Raw genomic sequence first — 23794 nt, 5'->3', positions numbered from 1 at the left:
TTGCACGATCGCATACCCTGCATTGCAGCCCATGCAGGGGCTGAAGGCTTGAAACTTCGCGGAATTTGTGGTCTTGAAGCCCGCACATCCGGTCCCCGTGCATTTGCGCGCCGCGGCTTTCGCCGTCCCGATGCGCCGGACATTCCCGAAGGACATTCATTTCATGGCTCGTTCAGCTCTTCTCAACGTTATGGTTCAGGCCGCCTTCAAGGCCGGCAAGTCGCTCTCGCGTGATTTCGGCGAAGTGCAGAACCTGCAGGTTTCGCTCAAGGGCCCGGCCGAATATGTCGCGCAGGCGCACCGAAAGGCCGAGAAGCTGATCCGCGAGGAGCTGATGAAGGCCCGCCCGACCTATGGTTTCCTGGCCGACGATGCCGAGGAGATCATCGGCACGGATGGTGCGCACCGCTGGATCGTCAACGCGCTCGACGGTACGACCAACTTCCTGCATGGCATCCCGCTCTTTGCCAGCACGGTCGCGCTGGAGCGCAACGGGGAGATCGTCGCGGCCGTCGTTCTCAATGCGGCAACGGACGAACTCTTCACCGCCGAGCGCGGCGGCGGCGCTTTCCTCAACGATCGCCGTCTGCGCGTGGCGGCCCGCAAGGCCCTGTCGGATGCCGTCATCGGCTGCAGCGTGCCGCATCTCGGTCGCGGCAACCACGGCAAGTTCCTCATAGAGCTGCGCCATGTGATGGGCGAAGTCGCCGGCATGCGCCGCTTGGGCTCCACGGCGCTCGATCTCGCCTATGTCGCCGCCGGCCGTTTCGACGGTTTCTGGGAGCGTGATCTGGCGGAATGGGACATGGCAACCGGCGTGCTGCTGATTCGCGAGGCCGGCGGTTACGCGACCGACTTTGACGGCGGCAACGACATGTTCAATGCCGGCGAGGTGGTTGCCGGCAACGAATATATCCACAAGGCGCTGCGCGACGTGCTGCACCGTCCGGTGCCGACGCGCTGAGGCGGGCTTGAGGACGGCGGCGTACCAAAGCGCCGCTGTTGCCGCTAAGCCCTTCAATTCCACACAATCTTCCTCTAGTCTCCGCCCCGACGAGAAAGCGGAGATGCGACTACATGGCTAAGCTGGCGCTGTCGGGCTGGGGAGGGTCGTCCGAGACCGGGGACGACTACCCGCATAAACTTTCGAGCCCCATGGCGTTCTTCTGGACGATGGTGATCTTCCTCATCATCGTCGGCTTCGTGGCCGCCATCCTCTTCCGCCAGGCGCAGACGGCGTTCCTCTCCAATCCCGGCCTCAACGGCCTGATCCTCGGCGTGCTCCTGATCGGCATCCTGCTGGTTTTCAACCATGTTCTGGCGCTGCGGCCGGAAGTGCGCTGGTTCAATTCGTTCCGCGCGGCCGGCAGTGCGGAAAAGGTCGGGCGCGATCCCGTGCTTCTGGCGCCGATGCGCGCCCTGATCGGCCGGCGTCACTCGCTGACGCTGTCGACCGCCACGCTGCGCTCGATCCTCGATTCCATCGCCACGCGGCTGGACGAATCACGCGATACGTCCCGCTATCTGATCGGCCTCCTCGTCTTTCTCGGTCTGCTCGGCACCTTCTGGGGTCTGCTCGGCACGATCGGTTCGATTAGCACGGTCATACAGTCGCTGGATGCCGGCGGCGGTACGGCAAACGACATTCTGACGGCCTTGAAGGAGGGCCTGTCCGCGCCGCTGAACGGCATGGGCACGGCCTTCTCGACCTCGCTTTTCGGTCTGTCCTCCTCGCTCATCCTCGGCTTCCTCGACCTGCAGGCCGGCCGCGCGCAGAACCGCTTCTACACGGAGCTGGAAAACTGGCTGTCATCCGTGACGGATGTCGGACCCGAGGTTCAGCCGTCGGCTGAATTTGCGGCCACGGCCTCCACCGATGTGCAGGCGCTCGCCGAGCAGATCCTGAAGCTCGCGCAGCAGGAGGGCGGCGGCGGCCATCGCTCGACGGCGGCCATGGCGAGCCTCGCCGAGGGCATTCAGGGCCTCGTGAAGAACATGCGCAGCGAGCAGCAGATGCTGCGTGACTGGATCGAGGCACAGCAGGAAGAGGCGAAGGCGCTGCGCCGCACGCTCGACCGGCTCGCCGCGCGCTCCGGCGAACGCTCTGTCGAAAAACTGCCCGAACGCGCGGCCGAGAAAGCCCACAGGACCGGGGGCGAATAGAGATGGCGCTCGCCCGCAACCGGCGCAGCCAGCGCACGGTCGATTACTGGCCGGGTTTCGTCGATGCGCTCTCGACGCTGCTGCTCGCCATCATGTTCCTGCTCACGGTCTTCGTGCTGGCGCAGTTCTTTCTCAGCCGCGAAATCTCCGGCAAGGACGACGTGCTGAACCGGCTGACCAGCCAGATCAACGAGCTGACCCAGCTTCTGGCGCTGGAAAAGAGCGGCAAGCAGGATCTGGAAGACGCGCTCGCCAATCTCCAGGCCTCGCTCGCCCAGTCCGAAAGCGACCGCACGCGCCTTCAACAGCTGCTGGACAGCGGTTCCGGCGCCTCCGACGCGGCCAATGCCCGCGTGACGACGCTGGAAGGGGAACTGGATTCGGAAAAGCAGGTGAGCGCGCGGGCCGCAAGCCAGATCGAGCTGCTCAATCAGCAGATCGCCGCGCTGCGCAGCCAGATCGCCGCCGTGGAAGAGGCGCTCCAGGCCTCCGAGGCCAAGGACAAGTCCTCGCAGACGAAGATCGCCGATCTCGGCCGCCGCCTCAATGTCGCGCTGGCGCAGCGCGTGCAGGAGTTGAACCGCTACCGATCCGACTTCTTCGGCCGGCTGCGCGAAATCCTCTCCGACCGCGAAAACATCCGCATCGTTGGCGACCGCTTCGTCTTCCAATCGGAAGTGCTCTTCCCCTCCGGCGGCAATGAGTTGAACGAGGCCGGGCAAGCGGAGATGAAGAAGCTCGCTGCGGCCCTGCTCGATCTTGCCAAGGAAATTCCCGCCGAGATCAACTGGGTGCTGCGCGTCGACGGTCATACCGACAACGTGCCGCTGTCGGGCACCGGCCGCTACCGCGACAACTGGGAGCTTTCTTCCGCGCGCGCGACGTCGGTGGTGAAATTTCTCATCGCCAATGGCGTGCCGGCCAACCGGCTCGTTGCAGCCGGATTCGGTGAATTCCAGCCGATCGCCGAGGGCAATGACGACGCGGCAAAGGCGACCAACCGCCGTATCGAGCTGAAGCTGACCGAGCGATAATTTCCGGCGGGTAGGCAGGGGCGCGATCGTGCTGGTCCATGTCAACCGCACCGCTCTTCCACTCTCTTGATCTGACGTGAACGTCAGCGTAAGTTTTTGCCACTTGCGACGGGAGGCGTTGGGATGGATTGCGATCTTCTTGTCATCGGTGCGGGTCTTGCCGGCCTCGTCGCGGCGACGGAGGCGGCCGGGCGCGGGCTCAGGGTGATCGTGCTCGACCAGGAGGGGGAGCAGAGCCTGGGCGGTCAGGCCTTCTGGTCGCTGGGCGGGCTGTTCTTCATCGATAGTCCCGAACAGCGCCGCATGCGCGTCCGTGACAGCCTCGCCTTGGCGCGGCAGGACTGGATGGGCTCCGCCGGTTTCGACCGGCCGGAGGATCATTGGCCGCGCTACTGGGCGGAGGCCTATCTCGATTTTGCCAGCGGTGAGAAGCGGGCCTGGCTGCACGCCATGGGCATGCGCTGGTTTCCGGTCGTCGGCTGGGCGGAGCGGGGCGGCGGGCTGGCGACCGGGCATGGCAATTCCGTGCCGCGCTTCCATGTGACCTGGGGCACCGGCCCGGGTGTCCTCGCGCCCTTCCTGCGACGCGCCGAGCAGCTACGTGCCGAAAGCGCGATTGCCTTCCGCTTCCGCCATCGGGTGGATGGGCTGATCGTCGAGAACGGTGCGGTTGTCGGTGCCCATGGTGCGGTGCTGGCGCCGGATCATGCGGCGCGCGGTCGGCCGACGTCGCGGGAGATCGTGGGCGATTTCCGGTTTCACGCCGGGGCGGTTCTGGTGTCGTCCGGCGGCATCGGCGGCAATCAGGACCTGGTGCGCCAAAGCTGGCCGCGCGACCGCCTTGGTGAGCCGCCGGCCTTCATGGTGAGCGGCGTGCCCGCCCATGTCGACGGCCGCATGCTCGCTATCGCGCAGCAGGCCGGCGGCTCGGTTATCAATGGCGACCGCATGTGGCACTATACCGAGGGCCTGCGGAACTGGGATCCGATCTGGCCGGGCCACGGCATCCGCATCCTGCCCGGGCCGTCCACGCTCTGGCTCGATGCGCACGGCCGCCGCTTTCCCGCACCGGCCATGCCGGGTTTCGATACGCTGGCGACGCTGAAAGCCATCCGCGCAACCGGCCACGACCACAGCTGGTTCATCCTGACGCGGGCGATCATCAAGAAGGAATTCGCGCTGTCCGGCTCAGAGCAGAACCCGGATTTGACCGGCAAGGACATCCCGCTGCTGCTGAAGCGCCTCGGCAGGAATCCGCCCGGCCCGGTGCAGGCTTTCATGGACAAGGGGGCGGATTTCGTCGTCCGCGATACGCTCGACGACCTCGTCGCGGCCATGAACGGGCTTACCGATGCGCCGCTGCTCGACATGGAGCGCGTGCGCGCCGAGGTGGAGGCGCGTGACCGGGAAATCGACAATCCGTTCTCGAAGGATGCGCAGGTCACGGCCATCCGCGGCGCACGCGCCTATCTCGGCGACAAGCTGATACGCACAGCGCGGCCGCACCGCCTGCTCGATCCGAAGGCCGGGCCGCTGATCGCGGTGCGCCTCAATATCCTCACGCGCAAAACGCTCGGCGGGCTCCAGACGGACCTTTCAGGCCGGGTGCTGGAGCTTTCAGGCAAACCGGTGCCGGGCCTCTATGCGGCCGGTGAGGCCGCCGGTTTCGGCGGCGGCGGTCTGCATGGCTACAATGCGCTGGAGGGCACGTTCCTCGGCGGGTGCCTGTTTTCCGGCCGCGTCGCGGGCCGGGCGGTCGGCGCCTGAGGCGCCGGCCTGACGCTGGTCAGTCCATCTGGATCTTTGCACCTTCGACGACGGGCTTCCATTTGGCGAGTTCGGCCGTCACGTGTTTGCCGAGCTCTTCCGGCGTGGAGCCGACGATGGTGGCGCTGAATTCCTTCATGCGCTCGATGACGGCGGGGTCCTTCAAGGCGGTGTTGGCGGCTTCGTTGAGCTTGGCGACGACCTCCGCCGGCGTTCCGGCCGGCGCGAAGAGCGCGTTCCACGTATAGGTCTCGTAGCCGGGAATGCCGGATTCGGCGATGGTCGGAACATCTGGGAAGGAGGCGGCGCGTTCCTTTGTGGTCACGGCCAGCGCGCGCAGCGTGCCGGCCTTGATGTGGCCGGAAGAGGAGGGCAGGTTGTCAAACATGATGGGGATCTGGTTGCCGATCACGTCGTTCAGCGCCGGGCCGGACCCCTTGTAGGGCACGTGCTGCATGCTGACGCCGGCCATCGACTTGAAGAGTTCGCCGGAGAGATGCAGCGGCGTGCCATTGCCGGAAGAGGCGTAGCTGTAGCCCTCAGGATCGGCCTTCAGCAAGGCGAGCAATTCCTCGACATTCTTGGCCGGCAGTTCGGGATTGACCACCAGCACGTTCGGCACGATCACCAGCAGCGAAATGGGCGCGAAATCCTTCTCCGCATCATAGGGTTTGGTCTTCAGGATCAGCGGGTTGAGCGCATGGGTGGCAACGGTCGCCATCAGGATCGTGTAGCCGTCCGGCTCCGCCCGCGCCACGCGATCCGCCCCCAGGCTGCCGCCGGCGCCGCCGACATTCTCGACGATGATCTGCTGGCCGATATTTTCCGACATCTTCTGCGCGATGATGCGGGCCACCACATCCGTCGAGCCGCCGGCCGCGAAGGGTACGACGAGCGTGATGGTGCGGTCGGGAAATTGCTGGGCCGCGGCGGGTGTGCCCAGCGTCAGTGCTGCAAGTGCAGTGGCGCCGAGCGCCATCAGGGTCCGGCGGGTGATCGTCGAAAATGCCACGGTGGTCTCCTCCCAAGGTGACGTTAAGTCGGATACCTCAGGATAGGGCACTTGGTCTCTGCGACAAGGGCGACCATGGTAGGGGCAGGCCGGTCAGCTCGCCGCGCGATCCTCGCCGAGGAAAGCCTGGCCGCCATGATCGAACTGCAGTCGCGCGAGGCGGGCATAAAGGCCGCCCTCCCGGATCAGCGATTGATGCGTGCCCTCTTCGACGATCCGGCCCACGTCCATGACGAGAATGCGGTCGGCCTTCAGCACGGTTGCAAGGCGGTGGGCGATGACGATCGTCGTACGCTTGCCCATCTGGCCGTCCAGCGCCTTCTGCACCAGCGTCTCGCTCTCGGCATCGAGCGCCGAGGTCGCTTCGTCGAGCAAGAGCAGCGGCGCATCCTTGAGGATGGCGCGGGCAATCGCGATGCGCTGACGCTGGCCGCCGGACAGCGTCACGCCGCGCTCGCCGACCATGGTGTCGTAGCCCTTGTCGAGGCGCGCGATGAACTCTTCTGCCTGGGCGGCGCGGGCGGCGGTGCGGATCGCCTCGTCGCTGACATCGGCCAAGCCGAAGGCGATATTGTCGCGGATCGTCGCGGCGAAGATGGTGACATCCTGCGGCACCAGCGCGATGCGGCGGCGCAGCTCTTCCGGGTCGGCGGTGCGCAGGTCCACCCCGTCGAGCCGCACGGTGCCGGCATCGGGATCGTAGAAGCGCTCGACCAGCGACAGGATCGTGCTCTTGCCGGCGCCAGACGGGCCGACGACGGCGACGGTCTCGCCCTGCTTCACGGCAAAGGACAGGCCGTTGATGCTGCGATAGCCGGGGCGCGCGGGATAGGAGAAGTGCACATCCTCGAAGGCGAGTTCGCCACGCGACGGTACGGGCAAAGCGACCGGATTGGCTGGGGCCGCGATGGCCGGCTTTTCGGCCAGCAGTTCGGTGAGGCGCTCGGCGGCACCGGCGGCCTGCGAGAGCTCGCCCCAGACCTCGGACAGCGCACCGAGGCTGCCGGCGGCAAAGACGGCATAGAGCAGGAACTGGCCGAGCGTGCCTGCCGAAATCGTGCCCGACAGCACGTCCTGCGCGCCGAACCAGAGAACGGCGACGACCGAGCCGAAGATCATGGCGATGGCGAAACCGGTCAGCAGCGAGCGGGCGCGGATGGCGGAGCGGGCGGCCTCATAGGCGCTTTCGACCGCGCCGAAGAAGCGGGCGCGCGCGGCTTCCTCGGCATTGAAGGCCTGCAAGGTGCGCGCAGCCCCGATCGCTTCGCCGGCATAGGCGGAGGCCGCCGCGAGCGTATCCTGCGCCTCGCGCGAGCGGCGGCGCACGGAACGGCCGAAGGCGACGAGCGGGAAGACGATGATCGGGATGGCGCCGATGACGAGGCTGGAGAGTTTCGGACTGGTATAGACCATCATGGCGATGGCCCCGAGACACAGGATGAGGTTGCGCAGCGCGACGGAGGCGGTGGCGCCGACAGCGGACTTGATCTGCGTCGTATCGGCTGTCAGCCGCGAGACGATTTCGCCGGACTGGTTGACGTCGAAGAAGGCCGGCGACAGCCGCGTCACATGCGCGAAGACCTCGCGCCGGAGATCGGCGACGATGCGCTCTCCGAGCGTGATGACGAAGTAATAACGCATGGCGCTCGCCAGCGCGAGCAGGCCGGCCAGCACGAAGAGCATCGTGAAATAGGTGTTGATGAAGCCGGCATCCGCACCGGAAAAGCCGTGGTCGATCATGCGGCGCACGGCGACCGGCAGGACCAGCGTGGTGACGGCGGCCATGACGAGCGCGATAAGCGCGCCGCAGACGAGGCCGCGATAGCGGCTTATATAGGGCGTGAGCCTTCCGAGCGGGCGAATGTTTCTGCGTGCGGGCTTTTCCTGCGCAGCGTGCTCTGTCACTGTGGACACCATACCCCCATTCCCAGCGCCTTGCGGCACGAATTGTCTTTCGGCTCTTGTTATCCAGACGGCCTTCATGTATAGGCTCGCCATCGAATTGGGAAGCCGCAGGTCCGACCGGCCGCGGCTTCATTTACGTCTTTGGCCTCGCTGCCGCAATGCGTTGCGACAAATGGCCCCCGGAACAAGCAGGAAGAGTGTCATGAAGGCTGATATCCATCCCGACTACCACGTCATCAAGGTCGTCATGACCGACGGCACCGAATACGAAACCCGTTCGACTTGGGGTTCGGAAGGCGCAACGATGAACCTCGAAATCGATCCGAAGTCGCACCCGGCCTGGACCGGCGGCAACCAGCAGATGCTGGACCGTGGCGGCCGCGTTTCGAAGTTCAAGAAGCGCTTCGAAGGCCTCGGCCTCTAATCTGCATTTCGCAGACAGTTTTGAAGAACCCGGCTTCGGCCGGGTTTTTTATTGTCTGGATTTCCCTTGCGATGAGGCAACAAAAAACCCGGCCGTAGCCGGGTTTGTGTCGTCATGCCGTGCGTGCCGCTCAGTTGTTGCCGAAGGCGGTCTGCAGCAGGTTGATCTGGGCCTGAACGCTGTTCTGGTTGTCGGGTGCGAAGGCCTGGACATCCTGCGGGCGGTAGATTTCGCGGTCGAGCAAAGCGATGCGGTTCTGCAGGCGCAGCGAGCGTTCGATAAGATCGCGGAAGGCTTCCGGCAAATCGTTCCAGCCCGGAGCGGTCTTGTCGACGTTGAAGCTGTCGAGGCGGACCTTGTTCTTTTCCGAAAGCACCTGGTCGCGGTTCATCTCGCCATTGTTGACGGCGCGCTGGAGCAGCAGCCAGGAGGCCATCTGCATCAGGCGGGTGGTAAGACGCATCGATTCCGCTGCATAGAGCACCGATGCCATACGCGGCAGAACCTTCGAGGCCTGGCGGCCGACGCCGTCGAGATAGCTTGCGGTTTCCTCAACGAGACCCATGCCTTCGGCGTATAGGGACTTGAACTGCGCCGACGACGCAACGTGGCCAGCGAAGCTGACGGTATTCAATCCTCTTTCGGACATGGTTTCATCCCTGTTGAACGCACGACTTGCAGGTAACGGAAGGTTGGCTCGTTCGGTTCCGAGCCGCCTTTTGATGCCTGGAGGATGATCCCATAACCTAATTCGCGCAAGGGCATTCTTAAGAAAGGGTTAATCTCCACAATTCTTTCGGGACAGTGCACAGGCGCGTGGCCCTGCAAATAAAAAAAGAGCCGCGGAAAGCGGCTCTCAAGGTAAAACAGGGAGAAAAATCAGACCGATACCCCGAAGGGAGAAAATGTCTGAACCCGGAAGGACCGGATGTGCCAGTAATAACGTGTAAGGCTTAACGGCCGGTTAACTCTATTGTCGGTTTGCTTGTTTCTGTGCTTTTTCGGCAAAGCGCGTGTCTAGCGGAACAGGCTTTCGGCCGCTGAGCGGCTGGCAGCCTTTTTCGTCTTCTCTGATTCGAGGCGGGCGATTTCAGCCTTGAGAAGCTCGATTCGCGCGGAAAGCTCGTCTACCGAGAGCAGCGAAAGGTCGCTGCCGATCTCATGTGCGGTCTTCTTGAGCGGGCGGTCGTCGTCGAACAGGTTCATGCGGTCTCACCCTCCTGTTGTTGCTCGTCGCCGGCGGTCTGCGGATGGGGCAGGGCGCGCGGCGAAAGCTGAAGGCTTTCCGGCGTCGTCAGCGTGCCGGGGTTGATGGTGGTATAGGCGTCGCGCATCTCGGCCGGCTTTGCGGCGCGGCGGCGGCTGCGGAAAACCGCATAGGCGGTGATCAGGATATGCGCCGTGCTGGTGACGAGAAACAATGCGTAGGGGTTGACGGCGGACATGACCGGACCACCCAGCGTCGGGCCGATGATCGTGCCGATGCCGTAGAGTAGCAGCAGCCCGCCGGAAACCTTCACGAAGTCTTCGGGGCTGGCGAAGTCATTGGCGTGCGAGACGGCGATCGGGTAGAGCGCATTCGCCATGGCGCCGTAAAGGGCGGTCAGCACGAGCAGCACGGTGACATTGGCCGGCTGGAAGACGAAAAGGGCAAGGCCGGCGGCGGCGGCGATGGCCGACAGCGAAGCAAGCACGATGCGTCGGTCAATGCGGTCGGACATGCGCCCGGCCGGCAGCTGCATTACGGCGCCGGCGAAGATGGCCACGCTCATCATGGTGGCGATCATGCCGGAGGGCAGCCCGACCTGGGCACCGAAGACGGCGCCGAGCGTGCCGAAGGCGCCATTGGCAAGGCCGATCAGCACGATGCCGACGCAGGCGATAGGCGAGGTGCGGAAGAGTGCGGGGATATCAAGGCGCACCTGCTTCAGCGGCTGCGGCGAGGCGGCGGTCGACAGCGTCGTCGGCAGCATGGCGAAGCAGTAGAGGATGCCGGCGAACATGAAGAGGATCGGCGTCGTCACGTCGCCGAGCGCCACCGTCATCTGGCCGCCGACGGTGCCGATGAGGGTGATGGCGATGTAGAGCGAGAAGATCAGGCCGCGGCTTTCATTGGTGGCGCGCTCGTTCAGCCAGCTCTCGATGATCATCGAGGTGCCGGCGATCGAGAAGCCCGTGACGGCGCGCAGTGCGATCCACCAGAACGGATCGACGAGGATGCCGGTCAGAAGCGCGATGATGGCGATGAGCGAGGCGAAGCCGGAAAAGGCGCGCACATGGCCGATGCGCTTGACGATGGTCGGCGCCAGCAGGCAGCCGAGCACGAAGCCGGAGGCCCAGGACGTGCCGAGCAGGCCGAGCATCGTCGTCTCATAGCCTTCGAAGGCGCCGCGCATGGGAAGCAGCAGGCCGTGCAGGCCGTTCCCGAGGAACAGGAACAGCGTGCCCATGAGCAGCGCGAAGACGGATATGAGATTATTACGCATGTGATTTCCGCAGGTTCGCCGATGCAATAGGAATAACGCGCCGCGCGCCGATTGCCAGATGCAAAGGCGACATGGCGCAGGACTTTCAACCCCTGCGCTGATCGCTTGGAAAAATGTCCCGGGTGTGACAGGAAGGGCCAGGAAAGGCCACCATGTCGAAAATCCTCCCCGTCCTTCTGCTTGCCGCCATGCTGCTGCATCTCATCCGCCCCATCGGCCTGCCGGGGCTGCGGCGGCGCGCGGATTTCTGGAAGATCGCGGTCGGCGCCATCGCGCTGATGATGCTGACGGTGCTGATCCGGCCGTAGGGGAGGAACCTCTCCTCCGTCATGCTCGGGCCTGACCCGAGCATCCATCCACACGGCATGCTTTCGCTTGCGGCTATGGATCCCCGGGTTGAGCCCGAGGATCCGTTGGAGAGGAGACGGGCTGCTCCCTGTTCCCCGAAACGCAAAAGGGCCACCCGAAGGTGGCCCCCATGAGGTTTGGTCCGGTGCGGACCCGGGTCTTGCGACCCGAAGGAAGGCGGGATCAGAACGAGGGCTGCCTCGTTTCGTTCACCACAATTCCCATGCCCGAAGCCAAGACCGAAATCTCATTAGACATTGGATCACCTTCCTTTCCGTTGTTGACGTTACAGAGAATGTAGGCGATCCCACGCCAAGCGCAAGGGGCTTCCGTTATTTCTGCTGGCGCAGGATATCGACGCCCGGCAGCGGCTTGCCTTCCATCCATTCCAGGAACGCGCCGCCGGCGGTCGAGACATAGGTGAAATCGTCGGCGACACCGGCATGGTTGAGGGCGGCGACCGTATCGCCGCCACCGGCGACGGAAACGAGCTTGCGGGCCTTGGTCTCAGCCGCTGCATGCTTGGCGGCAGCGACCGTCGCGGTGTCGAAGGGGGCGATTTCGAAGGCGCCGAGCGGGCCGTTCCAGACGAGCGTCGAAGCGCGGGAAATCCAGGCATTGACGGCCTCGATGGTCTTCGGGCCGACATCGAGCATCATGGCGTCGGCCGGAATGGCATTGACGTCGACCACTTCGTTTTCGGCATTGGCCTTGAACTCGCGGGCGACAACGCCGTCTTCCGGCAGAACGATGGCGCAGGTCGCGGTCGCGGCCTCGATCATGATCTGCTTGGCGGTATCGGCAAGGTCATGCTCGCAGAGCGACTTGCCGACATTGGTGCCGCGCGCGGCGAGGAAGGTGTTCGCCATGCCGCCGCCGATGACCAGCGCATCGACCTTCTTCACGAGGTTCATGAGGAGGTCGATCTTGGTGGAGACCTTTGCGCCGCCGACGATGGCGACGACCGGACGGTTCGGATTGCCGAGGCCCTTTTCGAGCGCTTCAAGCTCCGCCTGCATGGTGCGGCCGGCATAGGCGGGCAGCAGGTGGGCGAGGCCTTCGGTCGAGGCATGCGCGCGATGCGCGGCCGAGAAGGCGTCGTTGACATAGATGTCGCCGTTGGCGGCAAGCGCTGCGGTGAAGTCCGGGTTGTTCTTCTCTTCACCCTTGTGGAAACGGGTGTTTTCGAGAAGCAGGATGCCGCCGTTGTCGAGGGCGGCGATGGCGGCAGCGGCCGTCCCACCAATGCAGTCGGCGGCGAAATGCACCTTCGTGCCGAGAACGTCGTTCACCGCGGGCAGGATCTGTTCCAGCGACATGTCGGCGACGACTTCACCCTTCGGGCGGCCGAAATGGGCAAGCAGGATGACCTTGGCGCCCTTCTCCGACAGTTCCCGAATGGTGGGGGCGACGCGCTCGATGCGGGTCGCATCGGTGACCTTGCCGTCCTTGACGGGCACGTTGAGATCGACGCGGACGAGCACGCGCTTGCCGGCGATGTCGGTGAGATTGTCGAGGGTCTTGAAGGTCATGGAGGCCGCTCCTGGAATATTCTGCCGTCAGGTCACGAAAAAACACCCGGGCATCGCTGCCCGGGTGTCTCGATTTGGTTTTCAGATCAGCTTTGCGAAGGCAACGGCCGTATCGGACATGCGGTTCGAGAAGCCCCACTCGTTGTCGTACCAGGTGAGGATACGCACGAATTTGCCTTCGAGGACCTTCGTCTGGTCGGTCGCAAAGATCGACGAGTGGCTGTCGTGGTTGAAGTCCTTCGAGACGAGCGGTTCGTCCGTGTAGCCGAGGATGCCCTTCAGCTTGCCGTTGGAGGCAGCCTTGATGGCTTCGTTGATCTCGGCGGCCGTCGTGTCGCGCTTGGCGACGAACTTGAAATCGACGACGGAGACGTTCGGCGTGGGAACGCGGATCGAGGTGCCGTCGAGCTTGCCCTTGAGGTGCGGCAGGACGAGACCGACAGCCTTTGCAGCACCCGTAGATGTCGGGATCATCGAAAGGGCGGCAGCGCGGGCGCGGTACAGATCCTTGTGCATCTGGTCGAGCGACGGCTGGTCGTTGGTGTAGGAGTGGATGGTCGTCATGAAGCCATGGTCGATGCCGACGAGGTCGTCGATGACCTTCACGACGGGCACGAGGCAGTTCGTCGTGCACGAGGCGTTGGAGATGACGAGGTGATCCTTCGTCAGCTGGTCATCGTTGACGCCGTAGACGACGGTCAGGTCGGCGCCGTCGGCCGGAGCCGAGACGATGACGCGCTTGGCGCCGGCCGTCAGGTGGGCGGCGGCCTTGTCGCGGGCAGTGAAGATGCCCGTGCATTCCATCGCGATGTCGACGCCCATCTCGCCATGCGGCAGGGTTGCCGGATCCTTGATCGCGGTGACCTTGATCGGCTTGCCGCCGCCGACGGTGATCGTATCGCCGTCCACCTTCACTTCAGCCGGGAAGCGGCCGTGGATCGAGTCGTAGCGAAGCAGGTGCGCATTGGTCTCGACCGGGCCGAGGTCGTTGATGGCGACGACTTCGATATCGGTGCGGCCGGATTCGACGATCGCGCGCAGCACGTTGCGGCCGATGCGGCCAAAACCGTTGATGGCAACTTTCACAGTCATGTGGGGTCTCTCCCTATGGATAAACTGGGCCCTATGGATAAATTTTGGGCGGTATGAGGCGCGGCCGAAGCCGCGCCATCAGGCATCAGCCGAGTTTGGCTTCCGCAGCGGCGACGACAGCCTCCGGCGTGATGCCGAAATGCTTGTAGAGTTCCTTGTACGGGCCGGATGCGCCGAACGAGGACATGCCGACGAAGATGCCGTCCGAGCCGATGAAGTGATCCCAGCCCTGGCGGATGCCGGCTTCGACGGCGATCTTGACCGGCGAATTGCCGATGACCGCCTTCTGGTAGGCTTCCGGCTGCTCGGCAAAGAGCTCGACGCAGGGCACGGAGACGACGCGGGTCGAAATGCCCTTGGCCGACAGCGCCTGCTGGGCCTTTACGGCGATTTCGATTTCCGAGCCGGAGGCGAAGATCGTCACCTGCGCATCGCTGGCCGAGACGAGGTCATAGGCACCGCGGGCGCAAAGGTTTTCTTCCTCATATTCCAGGCGGACCGGCATCAGGTTCTGGCGGGTCAGCGCGATGGCCGACGGGCGGTTGTGGCTTTCCAGCGCCAGCTGCCAGCATTCCGCCGTTTCCGTGGCATCGGCCGGGCGGAAGACGAGCAGGTTCGGGATGGCGCGCAGTGCGGCCATGTGCTCGACCGGCTGGTGTGTGGGGCCGTCTTCGCCAAGACCGATGGAATCGTGCGTCAGGACGTGGATGACGCGGATGCCCATCAGCGCGGCAAGGCGGATCGACGGACGGCAATAGTCCGAGAAGATCAGGAAGCCGCCGGAATAGGGGATCAGGCCGCCATGCAGGGCGATACCGTTCATGGCGGCGGCCATGCCGTGCTCGCGCACGCCGTAATGGACGTAGCGGCCGGAGAAGTCCGTCGGCGTGATCGACTTGGTCTGGCTCGTCTTGGTGTTGTTCGAGCCGGTCAGGTCGGCCGAGCCGCCGAGCGTTTCCTGGAGAACGCCGTTGATGACTTCAAGCGCGTCTTCCGAAGCCTTGCGGGTGGCCGGGTTCGGCTTGGTTTCGGCGAGCTTCTTCTTGTAGGTCGCGATGGCCGAGTCGAGGCCGCTTTCGAGATCGCCGGCGAAGCGGCGGACGAACTGGGCCTTCTTTTCGGCCTCCGTCTTCTCGAGGCGGGCTTCCCATTCCTTGTGGGCCTTGGCGGAGCGAAGGCCGGCCAGGCGCCAGGCGTCGAGCACGTCGGAAGGAACGACGAAGGCCTCCGATTCCCAATTCAACGCCTTGCGGGTGGCGGCGATTTCTTCGGCGCCGAGCGGCGAACCGTGCACCTTGTGCGTGCCGGCCTTGTTCGGCGCGCCGAAGCCGATGGTCGTCTTGCAGGCGATCATGGTCGGCTTGTCGGATTTCTGGGCTTCCTCGATGGCAGCGGCGATCGCATCCGGATCATGGCCGTCGATGGCGATCGTGTTCCACTGGCTGGCGCGGAAGCGGGCGTGCTGGTCGGTCGAGTCGGCAATCGAGATCGGGCCGTCGATCGAGATGTTGTTGTCGTCCCAGAAGACGATCAGCTTGTTGAGCTTCAGGTGGCCGGCAAGCGAGATGGCTTCCTGGCTGATGCCTTCCATGAGGCAGCCGTCGCCGACAAGCGCATAGGTGTAGTGTTCCATGAGGTCGGAACCGAACTCGTCGCGCAGCTTGCGTTCGGCGAGCGCCATGCCGACGGCATTGGCAATGCCCTGGCCGAGCGGACCGGTCGTCGTCTCGATGCCGGCGGCGTGGCCGTATTCCGGGTGGCCAGCCGTCTTGGCGCCGAGCTGGCGGAAATTCTTGATCTCGTCGATCGTGATGTCTTCGTAGCCCGTCAGATAGAGCAGCGAGTAGAGCAGCATCGAGCCGTGGCCTGCCGACAGCACGAAACGGTCACGGTTCGGCCAGGACGGGGTCTTCGGATCGAAGGACAGGAAGCGGGTGAAAAGAACCGTTGCGATATCTGCTGCGCCCATGGGCAGGCCGGGGTGACCGGAGTTCGCCTTTTCCACGGCATCCATGGAAAGGAAGCGAATTGCGTTCGCCATCCGGTCGTGTTTTTCGCGAGAGATCATGACTGTTCCGTCTTCTTCGGAGTGTTGGGCCCGATGCCTTCTGGGGCAGCGGTTAGGAAGCGGGAGACACATAGCAGGTGCATCGTCGGAGTCAACGAATTCGGCGGTTTTTCCGGCATTTGAGGGCCATTTCCGCCGCCTTTTTCAGCCTTTGCGAAAAGGTGTCGCAGGCACTCTTTGCAACCGGCCGAACGGCTGATCCACAGCGGGTTTGCGGCGTTGCCGGTCGCGGTGTTGACGCTCATGCCCGCAGTTGAATACTGTCAAGGCGAGAGAACCGGCGCTGGCGGCGGCGATTCGCGTTTTTTGAGAGTGCCGGTGAAGGCTTTATGACCAACGGGGAAACAGTTCGGACGGCAATCGAGGAGCTTCGCAAGGCGCTCAGCAGTCTGGACAATGCGCTCGACATGCGCTTCGAGCGCGAGCGTGATCGCGGCGACGTGGAGGGCGAAGTGCGGCGGGTCAACACCGACCGCTCGCGGCTTGCCCAGGAGCTCGACCAATCCGAATTCCGCGCCAACCGGCTGGAGGAGGTCAACCGTGAGGTTTCCCGCCGTCTCGTTACGGCCATGGAAACGATCCGGGCCGTGCTCGACCGCTAATCATCAGAAAGAATTCGCATGGCACAGGTAACCGTACAGATTGATGGCAAGGCCTATCGCATGGCCTGCGAAGAGGGGCAGGAGGCGCATCTCGAAGAGCTTGCCGCCGGCTTCGATCAATATGTCGGGCACCTGAAGAGCCAGTTCGGCGAGATCGGCGACCTACGCCTGACGGTCATGGCCGGCATCATGGTCATGGATGAGCTGAACGACGTGAAGCGCCGGCTCGGCAAGCTCGAGAAGGAAGCCGAAGACCTGCGCAAGGGCCGCGAAGGCGTAATGGGCGAGGTTTCCCGCAGCGAGGAGGCGATCGCCCAGGCGCTCGGCGAACTCACCAGCCAGATCCAGGGCATGGCCGCGAAACTGAACGGCAAGCCGACGGCCAACTGATCCGGCGCATTCCCGGACGCAAGACCGTTTCACACTTTTGCCGGACAGCTTCGACGATTGCCACTGGCGAAACGCCGGCTTTCGTCCTATATCTCGGTTGCGGTCTGCGCTTCCCGACAGGAACCACAATCCCTGGGGCCATACTCGATCCAAAGGGAGCTGTCCCTGACCAGGCCCGTGGGCTTGGACATATGGCGCCCACCTACGTTTGTAGGCACCCAGGATCGTAAATCTCCATCGGTCGCCGTGGATCGCACTTTGCCCTGCTGTTTCAATGATTTCAGCTGAACGATGCCGTTGACACCGGTGTCAAAATTGACCCAGTCTTGGGCTTCCCGCGATTGTTGTTGACGTTGGCCGGCTCTTTTCCGATCTTCGTTTGGACGATACCGTGCGGCTATCGGGCGGCGCGATGAATATGCGGGCAAGTGAGCGTCGAAGCGTATCGGCGCCGCCGTACGTCTTAGTTAATAGCGTCCGCTTCTATACCGGCCTACTATACAGAGATCGGCAGCATTCTATGCGCTCCATCCCATCCACAAATAGCGCTGTGTTTTGCCGGTGACGAAGGAGGCTTTCATGCACTCCAGTTCCTTTCAGCCTGAAGAACTGACAGCCGTCAAAGCCGTGTACGACGACATCGTCGCGCAAGACTGGTTCGACCAGACCGAGGAGGCGCGGTCATCATTCGCGCGCTATCTCATCGACACGTATTCGATTAGCGCGATTACATCAGAGCGGTTCCGTAAGATCGTGGAATGTTCTGCGCGGACCCACTACAGCCGCAGAAGGTAGCCATCCGGGGGCGGAAGCGAAGGGACTCGGTTTCGCAAGGAGCCGGGTCCTTTTTTGAAGTGGGCACCTCGATTTCCGGGTATTTTGACACAGCCTGCTACACCATCCGCGCTTTCCGATGATGCAATGGAAATGCCGGCACTTGCGCGCGCTCTGCAATTCGTTTCTGATCAGAGGTGTCCGGCCTTGGTTTTCGGAGCCCTCAATGCATTCTCGATCTAGTCTTGTCGTGGTTATGGGGCTTTTGGCCGCATCTGTGCTCGTTACCCCGAATGAAGCCTTTGCCAATCATCGGGAAAAAAACAGATCGCAATGCGCCGATTTTGGCTTTCAAGAAGGCACGGACGGTTTTGCGAACTGCATGCTGCAACTCACCCTGAAAAACAAAGGCGATGAGCATCCCGATCACGCGACGCTTGTTGAGCGATACGGAAAGTTGAGCCGGGAGCGCCAGGGGGATGATCGTTATCCGGTTTGCAGCGCCGGGATGATGGAAAACGAACTCGATACTATGCAGAACAAGTGGGTCGGCCCGAATTGCCAGTTGGTACCTGACTGATGTGCTCCAATGGTTGTCGCCGGTTTTACGATCACGACATGGGCAAAGAAAAGGCCGCCTCAAAGGCGGCCTTCGTATTTCCAGTATTGTCAGCCAATCCTTAGGCGGCTGCCTTCAGTTCCTTGTCGATCATGGCGCGAAGGCTGCCGAGATCCTTGGCGAAGGCGCGGATGCCTTCGGACAGCTTTTCGGTGGCCATGGCGTCTTCATTGAGCATCCAGCGGAAGGTCTTTTCGTCGATCTTGATCGGCGAGACCTTTGCGGCCTTTTCCGGCGAGAGCTTGCGCTCCAGCGTGCCGGTGGCCGCATCGAGTTCTTCCAGCAAGGCAGGGCTGATCGTCAGGCGGTCGCAGCCGGCCAGCGCTTCGATCTCGCCGGTGTTGCGGAAGGAGGCGCCCATGACGATCGTGTTGATGCCGTTGGACTTGTAGTAGTCGTAGATTGCGCGGACCGACAATACGCCCGGATCGTCTTCCGCCGTGAAGGTCTTGCCCGATGCCTTGACGTGCCAGTCGAGGATGCGGCCGACGAAGGGCGAGATCAGGAAGGCGCCGGCATCGGCGCAGGCAATCGCCTGGGCCTTGTTGAAGAGCAGCGTCAGATTGCAGTCGATGCCGTCCTTCTGGAGGACTTCGGCGGCGCGGATGCCTTCCCAGGTGGACGCAAGCTTGATGAGGATGCGGTCGCGGGAAATGCCGCGCGCTTCATAGGCCTTGATGATCTCGCGGCCCTTGGCAATGGAGGCTTCCGTGTCGAAGGACAGGTCGGCATCGACTTCCGTCGATACGCGGCCGGGCACGAGTTCGGAGAGCGCAGCACCCACGGAGATGGCGAGGCGGTCGGCAACGGCCGAAACGACGCCCTCGCGGTTGCCGCCCTGCGACTGGCCCCAGCGGACGGCTTCCGCCACCGTGTCGGCAAACATCGGCGTGCCGAGCGCCTTGAGAACGATCGTGGGGTTGGTGGTGCAATCGACCGGCTTCAGGCGGCGCACGGCTTCGATATCGCCGGTGTCAGCCACGACGGTCGTCATCGCGCGAAGTTGTTCAAGCTTGGACGTCATATCCGAAATCCCGAATGGTTGTTGCGGGGCCGTTTTCCATCGGAAACGCCAGGCCCTCCTCCATGTTCCCTGTGAAAGCGCACCCGGCGACCGTGCTTCCTGTTTCAGTCGCCGTGCGTGCTGGCATATCCAATCTTCCGGCAGAATTCCGCCAGTTGATCCGATGCGGACTATCATCGCTTCCGGGGCGAAAAGTCAAGCACTTTTGCTTAATCCCGTGAACATATGTCGCATTTCCCATCCACTGTGCTAAGCTGCCGCCAGAACGCATGCAGACAGATGGAGGCGACGTGGCCAGACTCCGGCGCGATACCCATACGGCCTATTCGGAATCGGCGGCTTTGCGGCTTCGCGCCGCGTGGCTCTATTACAACCAGGGCCTCACCCAGAAGGACGTGGCGGAAAAGATCGGCGTCAGCCGCACCACCGTCATCCGCATGCTCGACGAGGCGCTGAAGCGCTCCGAGGTGCAAATCTGGATCAATGAAGGCGTCGGCGATTGCGTCGAGCTCGCCGTGCGGCTGGAAAAGGCCTATGGCCTGGACGAGGCCGTGGTGGTGCCGGCCGCCGAGAGCGCGGAGGCGACGGCCAAAGGCGTCGGCCTGGCACTCGGCCAGTTCCTGACGGAAGCCATTCCCGACGATTGCACCGTCGGCGTCGGCTGGGGCCGCACGCTCACGGCCTCGCTCGCCAGTTTCCGCCCGGCGCGGCGGGAGCGGGTGAAGGTCGTCTCGCTGCTCGGCGGCGTGGTCGAGGCGCATCATATCAACCCAATCGAATATACCTGGCGGCTGGCAAGCCAGCTCGGGGCGGAATGTTACCTCTTCCTCGCGCCGCTGCTCGTCGATTCGCGCGAGACCAAGCGCAGCCTTATCGAGAAATGCGGCCTCAGGACCTTGTTTGACCTGGCCGAGAACATGGATATCGCCGTCGTCAGCTGCGGCGATATCGGCCCGCGCGCCAGCTCGCTCTCGCGCGATTTCATCGCCCGGCACGAGCTGGAGGAGTTGATCGCGGCGGGCTGCGTCTGCGATACGATGTGCAATTTCCTCGATGCCGAAGGCCACACGATCGACCACCCGATCCGCCATCGCGTCATGTCGATCGATCTGGATACGGTGAAGAAGGCGCGGCATATCGTGCTCGTCTCGGGCGGCGCACACCGGGCACCGGCCATCCGCGCCACCATCCGGCGCATCGGCTGCAACACGCTGATTACCGACGAGGGGGCCGCATTGGCGATGCTGCGGCTTGCGGAGGCTTCAGCCGCCGCGTGACACGCATCAGAGCAGGTCGAGACGGATGGCGCGGGTGATGGCGCCGGTCACATTGCGGGCGTCGAGCTTGTCGATGGCGTTGCGCATAGCTTCGGCCACGCGCGGCATCGTCAGGTCCGTTTCAAGCACGATTTCGGCCGGCGTCCTGCCGTGGGCGGCAAGGGAAAGACAGCGTCTTTCGATTTCGGTCAGTTCCGGCAGGCGGGAAAGATCATTTTCCGAGGACATGCGCCCCGCTTAGGGGCTCGGTCCGCCACCGCAAAGTGCAAGCTGTTTCAATGCTTAACGAGAGCTGGCGGCTTTTTGCCTCTTTGTGCCATTGCGGAGCAGGTCCGTCCGTGTCGCAAAAGAAGGGGGATTTGCTTTCCGTGCCTGCTAGCTGGTAAGGCACGCAAAACAGGCCGGAGACGACAGTGACATCGAGGGTAGAGAAGGCTGATATCCGCAACGAGCGGCTGGCGCTGCGCGACGCGATGACGCCGCAGGCGCGCATCGAGGGCAGCCTTGCCATGGTGGAGCACGCCGGCGACCGGCTGGAATTCGACCCCGGCACGATCATCTCGGGCTTCTGGCCAATCCGTTCGGAGGCCGACATCCGTCCGCTGATGGCGCATTTCCGGACCCGCGGTGCACGGCTCTGCCTGCCGGTGGTACTCGATCGCGAAACGATCATCTTTCGCGAGCTGGTCGTCGGCGCGCCGGTCGTCAAGACGGGTTTCGGCACGACGGGACCGGGAGAGGAGGCCGCCGTGCTCGATCCGGATATCCTGCTCGTGCCGCTCTCGGCCTTCGACCGGGCAGGGCATCGCATCGGCTATGGCGCCGGGCACTACGACCGCGCCATCGACCGCCTGAGGGCCAGAGGCCATAGGCCGAAACTCATCGGCATTGCCTTCGACTGCCAGGAAGTGGCATCAGTACCCGCGGAACCGCATGACGTCGCGCTGGACGCGATCCTCACCGAGAGCGGCTTCCGTTTGTTCCAACCGGTTTCCTAAGGCAGTTCGATGCGGTTTCTTTTTCTGGGCGACATGGTGGGCAAGACCGGACGGACGGCCGTCTGGGAGCGCCTGCCGGGGCTGATCAGCGATTTCAAGCTGGATTTCGTCGTCGTCAACGGGGAGAACGCGGCCGGCGGTTTCGGCATCACCGAAGATATTTTCCTGCAGACGGTCAATGCCGGCGCGGACGTCGTGACGACGGGCAACCATGTCTGGGACCAGAAGGAGGCTGTCGGCTTCGCCGGCCGGCATGATCAGTTCCTGCGTCCTGCCAACTATCCCGCCGGCACGCCCGGCCGCGGCGCCAATCTCTTCATCGCGAAGAACGGAGCGCGCGTGCTCGTCGCCAACATCATGGGCCGCGTCTTCATGCATCCGGAACTGGACGATCCCTTCACCGCCGGCGAGGCGATCCTCGCCTCCTGCCCACTGGGCGAGCAGGCCGATGCCGTGATCTTCGATTTCCATGCGGAGGCGACGAGCGAGAAGCAGTGTTTTGGCCATTTCGTCGACGGCCGCGCCAGTGTCGTCGTCGGCACGCACACCCATGTTCCGACCGCCGATTGCCAGATCCTGAACGGCGGCACGGCTTATATGTCGGATGCCGGCATGTGCGGCGACTACGATTCCTCGCTCGGCATGGACAAGGAAGAGCCGCTCAACCGCTTCATCTCGAAAATGCCGAAAGGCCGCTTCGAAGCGGCCTCCGGTCCGGCGACGATCTGCGGCCTTGCGGTTGAGATTTCCGACCGCACGGGGCTTGCCGAGAAGGTCGCGCCGCTCCGGCTCGGCCCGCGTCTGGCGGAGGCCCTGCCGGAATTTTGGCGCTAGTCTTCCAGATCAGACCATATGACGCAGATGATCGGCGGAGCCGCCGCTCAGGGTGATATGCGTCTTTACGCCGACATCCGGTTCCTCTTCAGGGTTGAAGTTCGCCTTGGCGATCTCCCAACCGAATTTCAGCTTGCTGCCGGTCGAGGCCCAGATTTCGGCGTCCTCGATCTCAAGCGCCAGCATGGTCAGCTTCGGATCGTCCTTGCCGTGGTCGAACCAGGCCTCGACGACCGAGCTCCAGTATTCGTCGATCTTCGCGGGATCCTTGCGCACCATGATGCGGCCGGCGATGCAGGCGTGGTAGTCATGATCCTTTCCGACGACGCAGAAATGCGCGCGGGCGCCCGGCACCACGGCATCGACGATATCGGCATCCGTCTTGGTGAAGAACCAGATGGTCGCGGTCTGCCGGTCGAGCTGCGGCGCCATCGGCTGCATATGCATGTGGCTGCCCTCGATGCCGAGCATGCCGGCATGAATGCGGTCGATCTCGTCGAAAAGCTGTTCCTTGGGATTTTCACGGGCACGGGTGAGATTGGACATGGCTATTCCTCTCAAGCGTTGGAGTTGAGGACAGGGAACGTGAGGGCGCAAACAAGGTTCCAGCAAAAGCGCCCGACCGGTCGTGACCGCTGCTGCATCGGTCCCTCGTCCCTTGCCGAAGTGGTCGCCGGTTTCTATTGTCGGCATGTCTGATCCGGAGATTTCGATGCGTTTTTCCGTTGCCGCCTGCGCCGTCCTGCTTTCCGCCGCTGCCGCCTTCGCGGCCAGCGCGCCGACGCCCGGCGGGCCCGGTGCCGACAAGGGAAAGCCGAGCCAGGCGGAAACGCAGCCCGTCGAAAAGGCGCCCGTGCGCACGCTCGGCGTCGCGCAGACCTTCGTCATGCCCTCGGGCAACATCGCCTGCATCTATATTCCGGAAGGCGGCACCGCCGTCTACCAGCCGGCCGACGGCGGGCCGGAACTTTCCTGCGATCGCATGGAGCCGAAATATGTTCGCGCGACGTTGGGGCGCAGCGGCAAGGCGGTGATCCTGTCCAATGTCGGCGACCAGGGCTGCTGCGGCGGCGACCGGACCGTCGACTATGGCGAGACGTGGTCGGCCGGGCCCTTCACCTGCCATTCGGAACGCACGGGGCTGACCTGCGAGAGCGACGACGGCCATTCCTTCCTGCTCAGCCGTGCCCGCATTCGCGCCGATTGAAGGTGCTGGACGCCGCGCGACAATGAAATTATAAGGCGGCATTCCAAAAATCGGGGCAGCAGGCTGGTGCGTTCCCGCGCTCGCAGGCCCCATGAAGTGAACGGCGACCCGCAATGGGGCGCCAAAATCGAGACAGGGGTGCCATGGCTGGCCATTCACAGTTCAAGAATATCATGCACCGCAAGGGAAAACAGGATTCCGTGCGGTCGAAAATGTTCTCCAAGCTTGCCCGTGAAAT

The 23794-nt window shown here is 63.5% G+C and carries 25 protein-coding genes, 1 other RNA gene and 1 pseudogene; 16 read left to right on the top strand and 11 right to left on the bottom strand.

What is annotated here, in order from left to right:
- Positions 1-163 precede the first annotated feature (163 nt).
- The 4 genes from ACOZKU_RS01620 to ACOZKU_RS01605 all read left to right on the top strand — a co-directional run bounded on the left by ACOZKU_RS01620 (position 164) and on the right by ACOZKU_RS01605 (position 4964).
- Entirely contained in the window at positions 164-964 is an 801-nt protein-coding gene (locus ACOZKU_RS01620; RefSeq protein ID WP_421577383.1) for an inositol monophosphatase family protein, read from the top strand.
- A 113-nt stretch (positions 965-1077) separates the two neighbouring features.
- Positions 1078-2163 (top strand): MotA/TolQ/ExbB proton channel family protein, encoded by a 1086-nt coding sequence (locus tag ACOZKU_RS01615; RefSeq protein WP_314086311.1) that lies wholly within the window; start codon positions 1078-1080, stop codon positions 2161-2163.
- A 2-nt stretch (positions 2164-2165) separates the two neighbouring features.
- Positions 2166-3197: a peptidoglycan -binding protein gene (locus tag ACOZKU_RS01610; protein WP_117370529.1), complete on the top strand. Its 1032-nt coding sequence runs from the start codon at positions 2166-2168 to the stop codon at positions 3195-3197.
- A gap of 123 nt (positions 3198-3320) precedes the next feature.
- Entirely contained in the window at positions 3321-4964 is a 1644-nt protein-coding gene (locus ACOZKU_RS01605) for an FAD-binding dehydrogenase (RefSeq protein ID WP_421577382.1), read from the top strand.
- A gap of 19 nt (positions 4965-4983) precedes the next feature.
- Here the strand turns inward: ACOZKU_RS01605 and ACOZKU_RS01600 are convergent, their stop codons facing one another.
- Together ACOZKU_RS01600 and ACOZKU_RS01595 are read right to left on the bottom strand one after the other, a co-directional pair.
- The gene (locus ACOZKU_RS01600; protein ID WP_421577408.1) at positions 4984-5943 is read right to left on the bottom strand and encodes a Bug family tripartite tricarboxylate transporter substrate binding protein; all 960 of its coding nucleotides are present in this window, start codon (positions 5941-5943) and stop codon (positions 4984-4986) included.
- Positions 5944-6069: 126 nt separating this feature from the next.
- Entirely contained in the window at positions 6070-7881 is a 1812-nt protein-coding gene (locus tag ACOZKU_RS01595) for an ABC transporter transmembrane domain-containing protein (RefSeq protein ID WP_421577381.1), read from the bottom strand.
- 202 nt (positions 7882-8083) lie between these two features.
- On the opposite strand from ACOZKU_RS01595, the gene rpmE reads away from it, so the two are divergent.
- Positions 8084-8305: a 50S ribosomal protein L31 gene (rpmE, locus tag ACOZKU_RS01590; RefSeq protein ID WP_117370525.1), complete on the top strand. Its 222-nt coding sequence runs from the start codon at positions 8084-8086 to the stop codon at positions 8303-8305.
- A gap of 130 nt (positions 8306-8435) precedes the next feature.
- On the opposite strand, the gene ACOZKU_RS01585 is transcribed toward rpmE, so the two are convergent.
- From ACOZKU_RS01585 to ACOZKU_RS01575, 3 genes are all read right to left on the bottom strand, one after another.
- Complete coding sequence (locus ACOZKU_RS01585; protein ID WP_117370524.1) at positions 8436-8954, bottom strand: DUF1465 family protein; 519 nt, start codon at positions 8952-8954, stop codon at positions 8436-8438.
- A gap of 368 nt (positions 8955-9322) precedes the next feature.
- Complete coding sequence (locus ACOZKU_RS01580; protein WP_421577380.1) at positions 9323-9511, bottom strand: DUF1192 domain-containing protein; 189 nt, start codon at positions 9509-9511, stop codon at positions 9323-9325.
- Positions 9508-10791 (bottom strand): MFS transporter, encoded by a 1284-nt coding sequence (locus tag ACOZKU_RS01575; RefSeq protein WP_421577379.1) that lies wholly within the window; start codon positions 10789-10791, stop codon positions 9508-9510. Before ACOZKU_RS01575 ends, ACOZKU_RS01580 begins: the two co-directional genes overlap by 4 nt.
- A gap of 152 nt (positions 10792-10943) precedes the next feature.
- Between ACOZKU_RS01575 and ACOZKU_RS01570 the strand changes: the two genes are divergently transcribed.
- Entirely contained in the window at positions 10944-11099 is a 156-nt protein-coding gene (locus ACOZKU_RS01570; RefSeq protein WP_314086287.1) for a hypothetical protein, read from the top strand.
- Positions 11100-11471: 372 nt separating this feature from the next.
- Here ACOZKU_RS01570 and ACOZKU_RS01565 read toward each other — a convergent pair whose 3' ends face one another.
- From ACOZKU_RS01565 to tkt, 3 genes are all read right to left on the bottom strand, one after another.
- Positions 11472-12671 carry a phosphoglycerate kinase gene (locus ACOZKU_RS01565; protein WP_421577378.1) on the bottom strand — a complete coding sequence of 400 codons (1200 nt, stop codon included), beginning with the start codon at positions 12669-12671 and terminating at the stop codon, positions 11472-11474.
- Positions 12672-12752: 81 nt separating this feature from the next.
- Positions 12753-13763 carry a type I glyceraldehyde-3-phosphate dehydrogenase gene (gene gap, locus ACOZKU_RS01560; RefSeq protein WP_314086281.1) on the bottom strand — a complete coding sequence of 337 codons (1011 nt, stop codon included), beginning with the start codon at positions 13761-13763 and terminating at the stop codon, positions 12753-12755.
- Positions 13764-13848: 85 nt separating this feature from the next.
- Complete coding sequence (gene tkt / locus ACOZKU_RS01555) at positions 13849-15831, bottom strand: transketolase (protein WP_421577377.1); 1983 nt, start codon at positions 15829-15831, stop codon at positions 13849-13851.
- A 329-nt stretch (positions 15832-16160) separates the two neighbouring features.
- Here tkt and ACOZKU_RS01550 point away from each other — a divergent pair, with 329 nt between their 5' ends.
- From ACOZKU_RS01550 to ACOZKU_RS01530, 5 genes are all read left to right on the top strand, one after another.
- Positions 16161-16433 (top strand): DUF4164 domain-containing protein, encoded by a 273-nt coding sequence (locus ACOZKU_RS01550; protein ID WP_314086276.1) that lies wholly within the window; start codon positions 16161-16163, stop codon positions 16431-16433.
- Positions 16434-16451: 18 nt separating this feature from the next.
- Positions 16452-16823, top strand: a complete 372-nt coding sequence (locus ACOZKU_RS01545; RefSeq protein ID WP_421577376.1) for a cell division protein ZapA — start codon at positions 16452-16454, stop codon at positions 16821-16823.
- Positions 16824-16921: 98 nt separating this feature from the next.
- A non-coding RNA gene (gene ssrS, locus ACOZKU_RS01540) (6S RNA) lies at positions 16922-17080 on the top strand.
- Positions 17081-17402: 322 nt separating this feature from the next.
- Complete coding sequence (locus ACOZKU_RS01535; RefSeq protein WP_314086269.1) at positions 17403-17618, top strand: hypothetical protein; 216 nt, start codon at positions 17403-17405, stop codon at positions 17616-17618.
- 205 nt (positions 17619-17823) lie between these two features.
- A complete protein-coding gene (locus tag ACOZKU_RS01530) occupies positions 17824-18177 on the top strand; it encodes a hypothetical protein (protein WP_421577375.1) in 354 nt (117 codons plus the stop codon).
- A gap of 100 nt (positions 18178-18277) precedes the next feature.
- On the opposite strand, the gene tal is transcribed toward ACOZKU_RS01530, so the two are convergent.
- A complete protein-coding gene (gene tal / locus ACOZKU_RS01525) occupies positions 18278-19240 on the bottom strand; it encodes a transaldolase (protein WP_298094974.1) in 963 nt (320 codons plus the stop codon).
- 290 nt (positions 19241-19530) lie between these two features.
- Here tal and ACOZKU_RS01520 point away from each other — a divergent pair, with 290 nt between their 5' ends.
- Positions 19531-20517, top strand: a complete 987-nt coding sequence (locus ACOZKU_RS01520; protein WP_313522016.1) for a sugar-binding transcriptional regulator — start codon at positions 19531-19533, stop codon at positions 20515-20517.
- 6 nt (positions 20518-20523) lie between these two features.
- Here the strand turns inward: ACOZKU_RS01520 and ACOZKU_RS01515 are convergent, their stop codons facing one another.
- Entirely contained in the window at positions 20524-20745 is a 222-nt protein-coding gene (locus ACOZKU_RS01515) for a hypothetical protein (protein ID WP_421577374.1), read from the bottom strand.
- 185 nt (positions 20746-20930) lie between these two features.
- Between ACOZKU_RS01515 and ACOZKU_RS01510 the strand changes: the two genes are divergently transcribed.
- Positions 20931-21515: a 5-formyltetrahydrofolate cyclo-ligase gene (locus ACOZKU_RS01510; RefSeq protein WP_421577373.1), complete on the top strand. Its 585-nt coding sequence runs from the start codon at positions 20931-20933 to the stop codon at positions 21513-21515.
- A 9-nt stretch (positions 21516-21524) separates the two neighbouring features.
- Positions 21525-22349 (top strand): YmdB family metallophosphoesterase, encoded by an 825-nt coding sequence (locus tag ACOZKU_RS01505; RefSeq protein WP_314086256.1) that lies wholly within the window; start codon positions 21525-21527, stop codon positions 22347-22349.
- Positions 22350-22358: 9 nt separating this feature from the next.
- On the opposite strand, the gene ACOZKU_RS01500 is transcribed toward ACOZKU_RS01505, so the two are convergent.
- Positions 22359-22895 carry a pyridoxamine 5'-phosphate oxidase family protein gene (locus ACOZKU_RS01500; protein WP_421577372.1) on the bottom strand — a complete coding sequence of 179 codons (537 nt, stop codon included), beginning with the start codon at positions 22893-22895 and terminating at the stop codon, positions 22359-22361.
- A 166-nt stretch (positions 22896-23061) separates the two neighbouring features.
- Between ACOZKU_RS01500 and ACOZKU_RS01495 the strand changes: the two genes are divergently transcribed.
- Together ACOZKU_RS01495 and ACOZKU_RS01490 are read left to right on the top strand one after the other, a co-directional pair.
- Positions 23062-23556, top strand: coding sequence for a hypothetical protein (locus ACOZKU_RS01495; protein WP_421577371.1), 495 nt, complete (start codon positions 23062-23064; stop codon positions 23554-23556).
- Between the two features lie 143 nt (positions 23557-23699).
- Positions 23700-23794 (top strand): annotated as a pseudogene (locus ACOZKU_RS01490) (YebC/PmpR family DNA-binding transcriptional regulator); the annotation flags it as partial.

The sequence above is a fragment of the Shinella sp. M31 genome (assembly GCF_049199205.1).
Lineage (GTDB): Bacteria > Pseudomonadota > Alphaproteobacteria > Rhizobiales > Rhizobiaceae > Shinella.
Note: the sequence above shows the minus strand (reverse complement) of the source record. Positions and strands in the feature narration are given on the sequence as shown.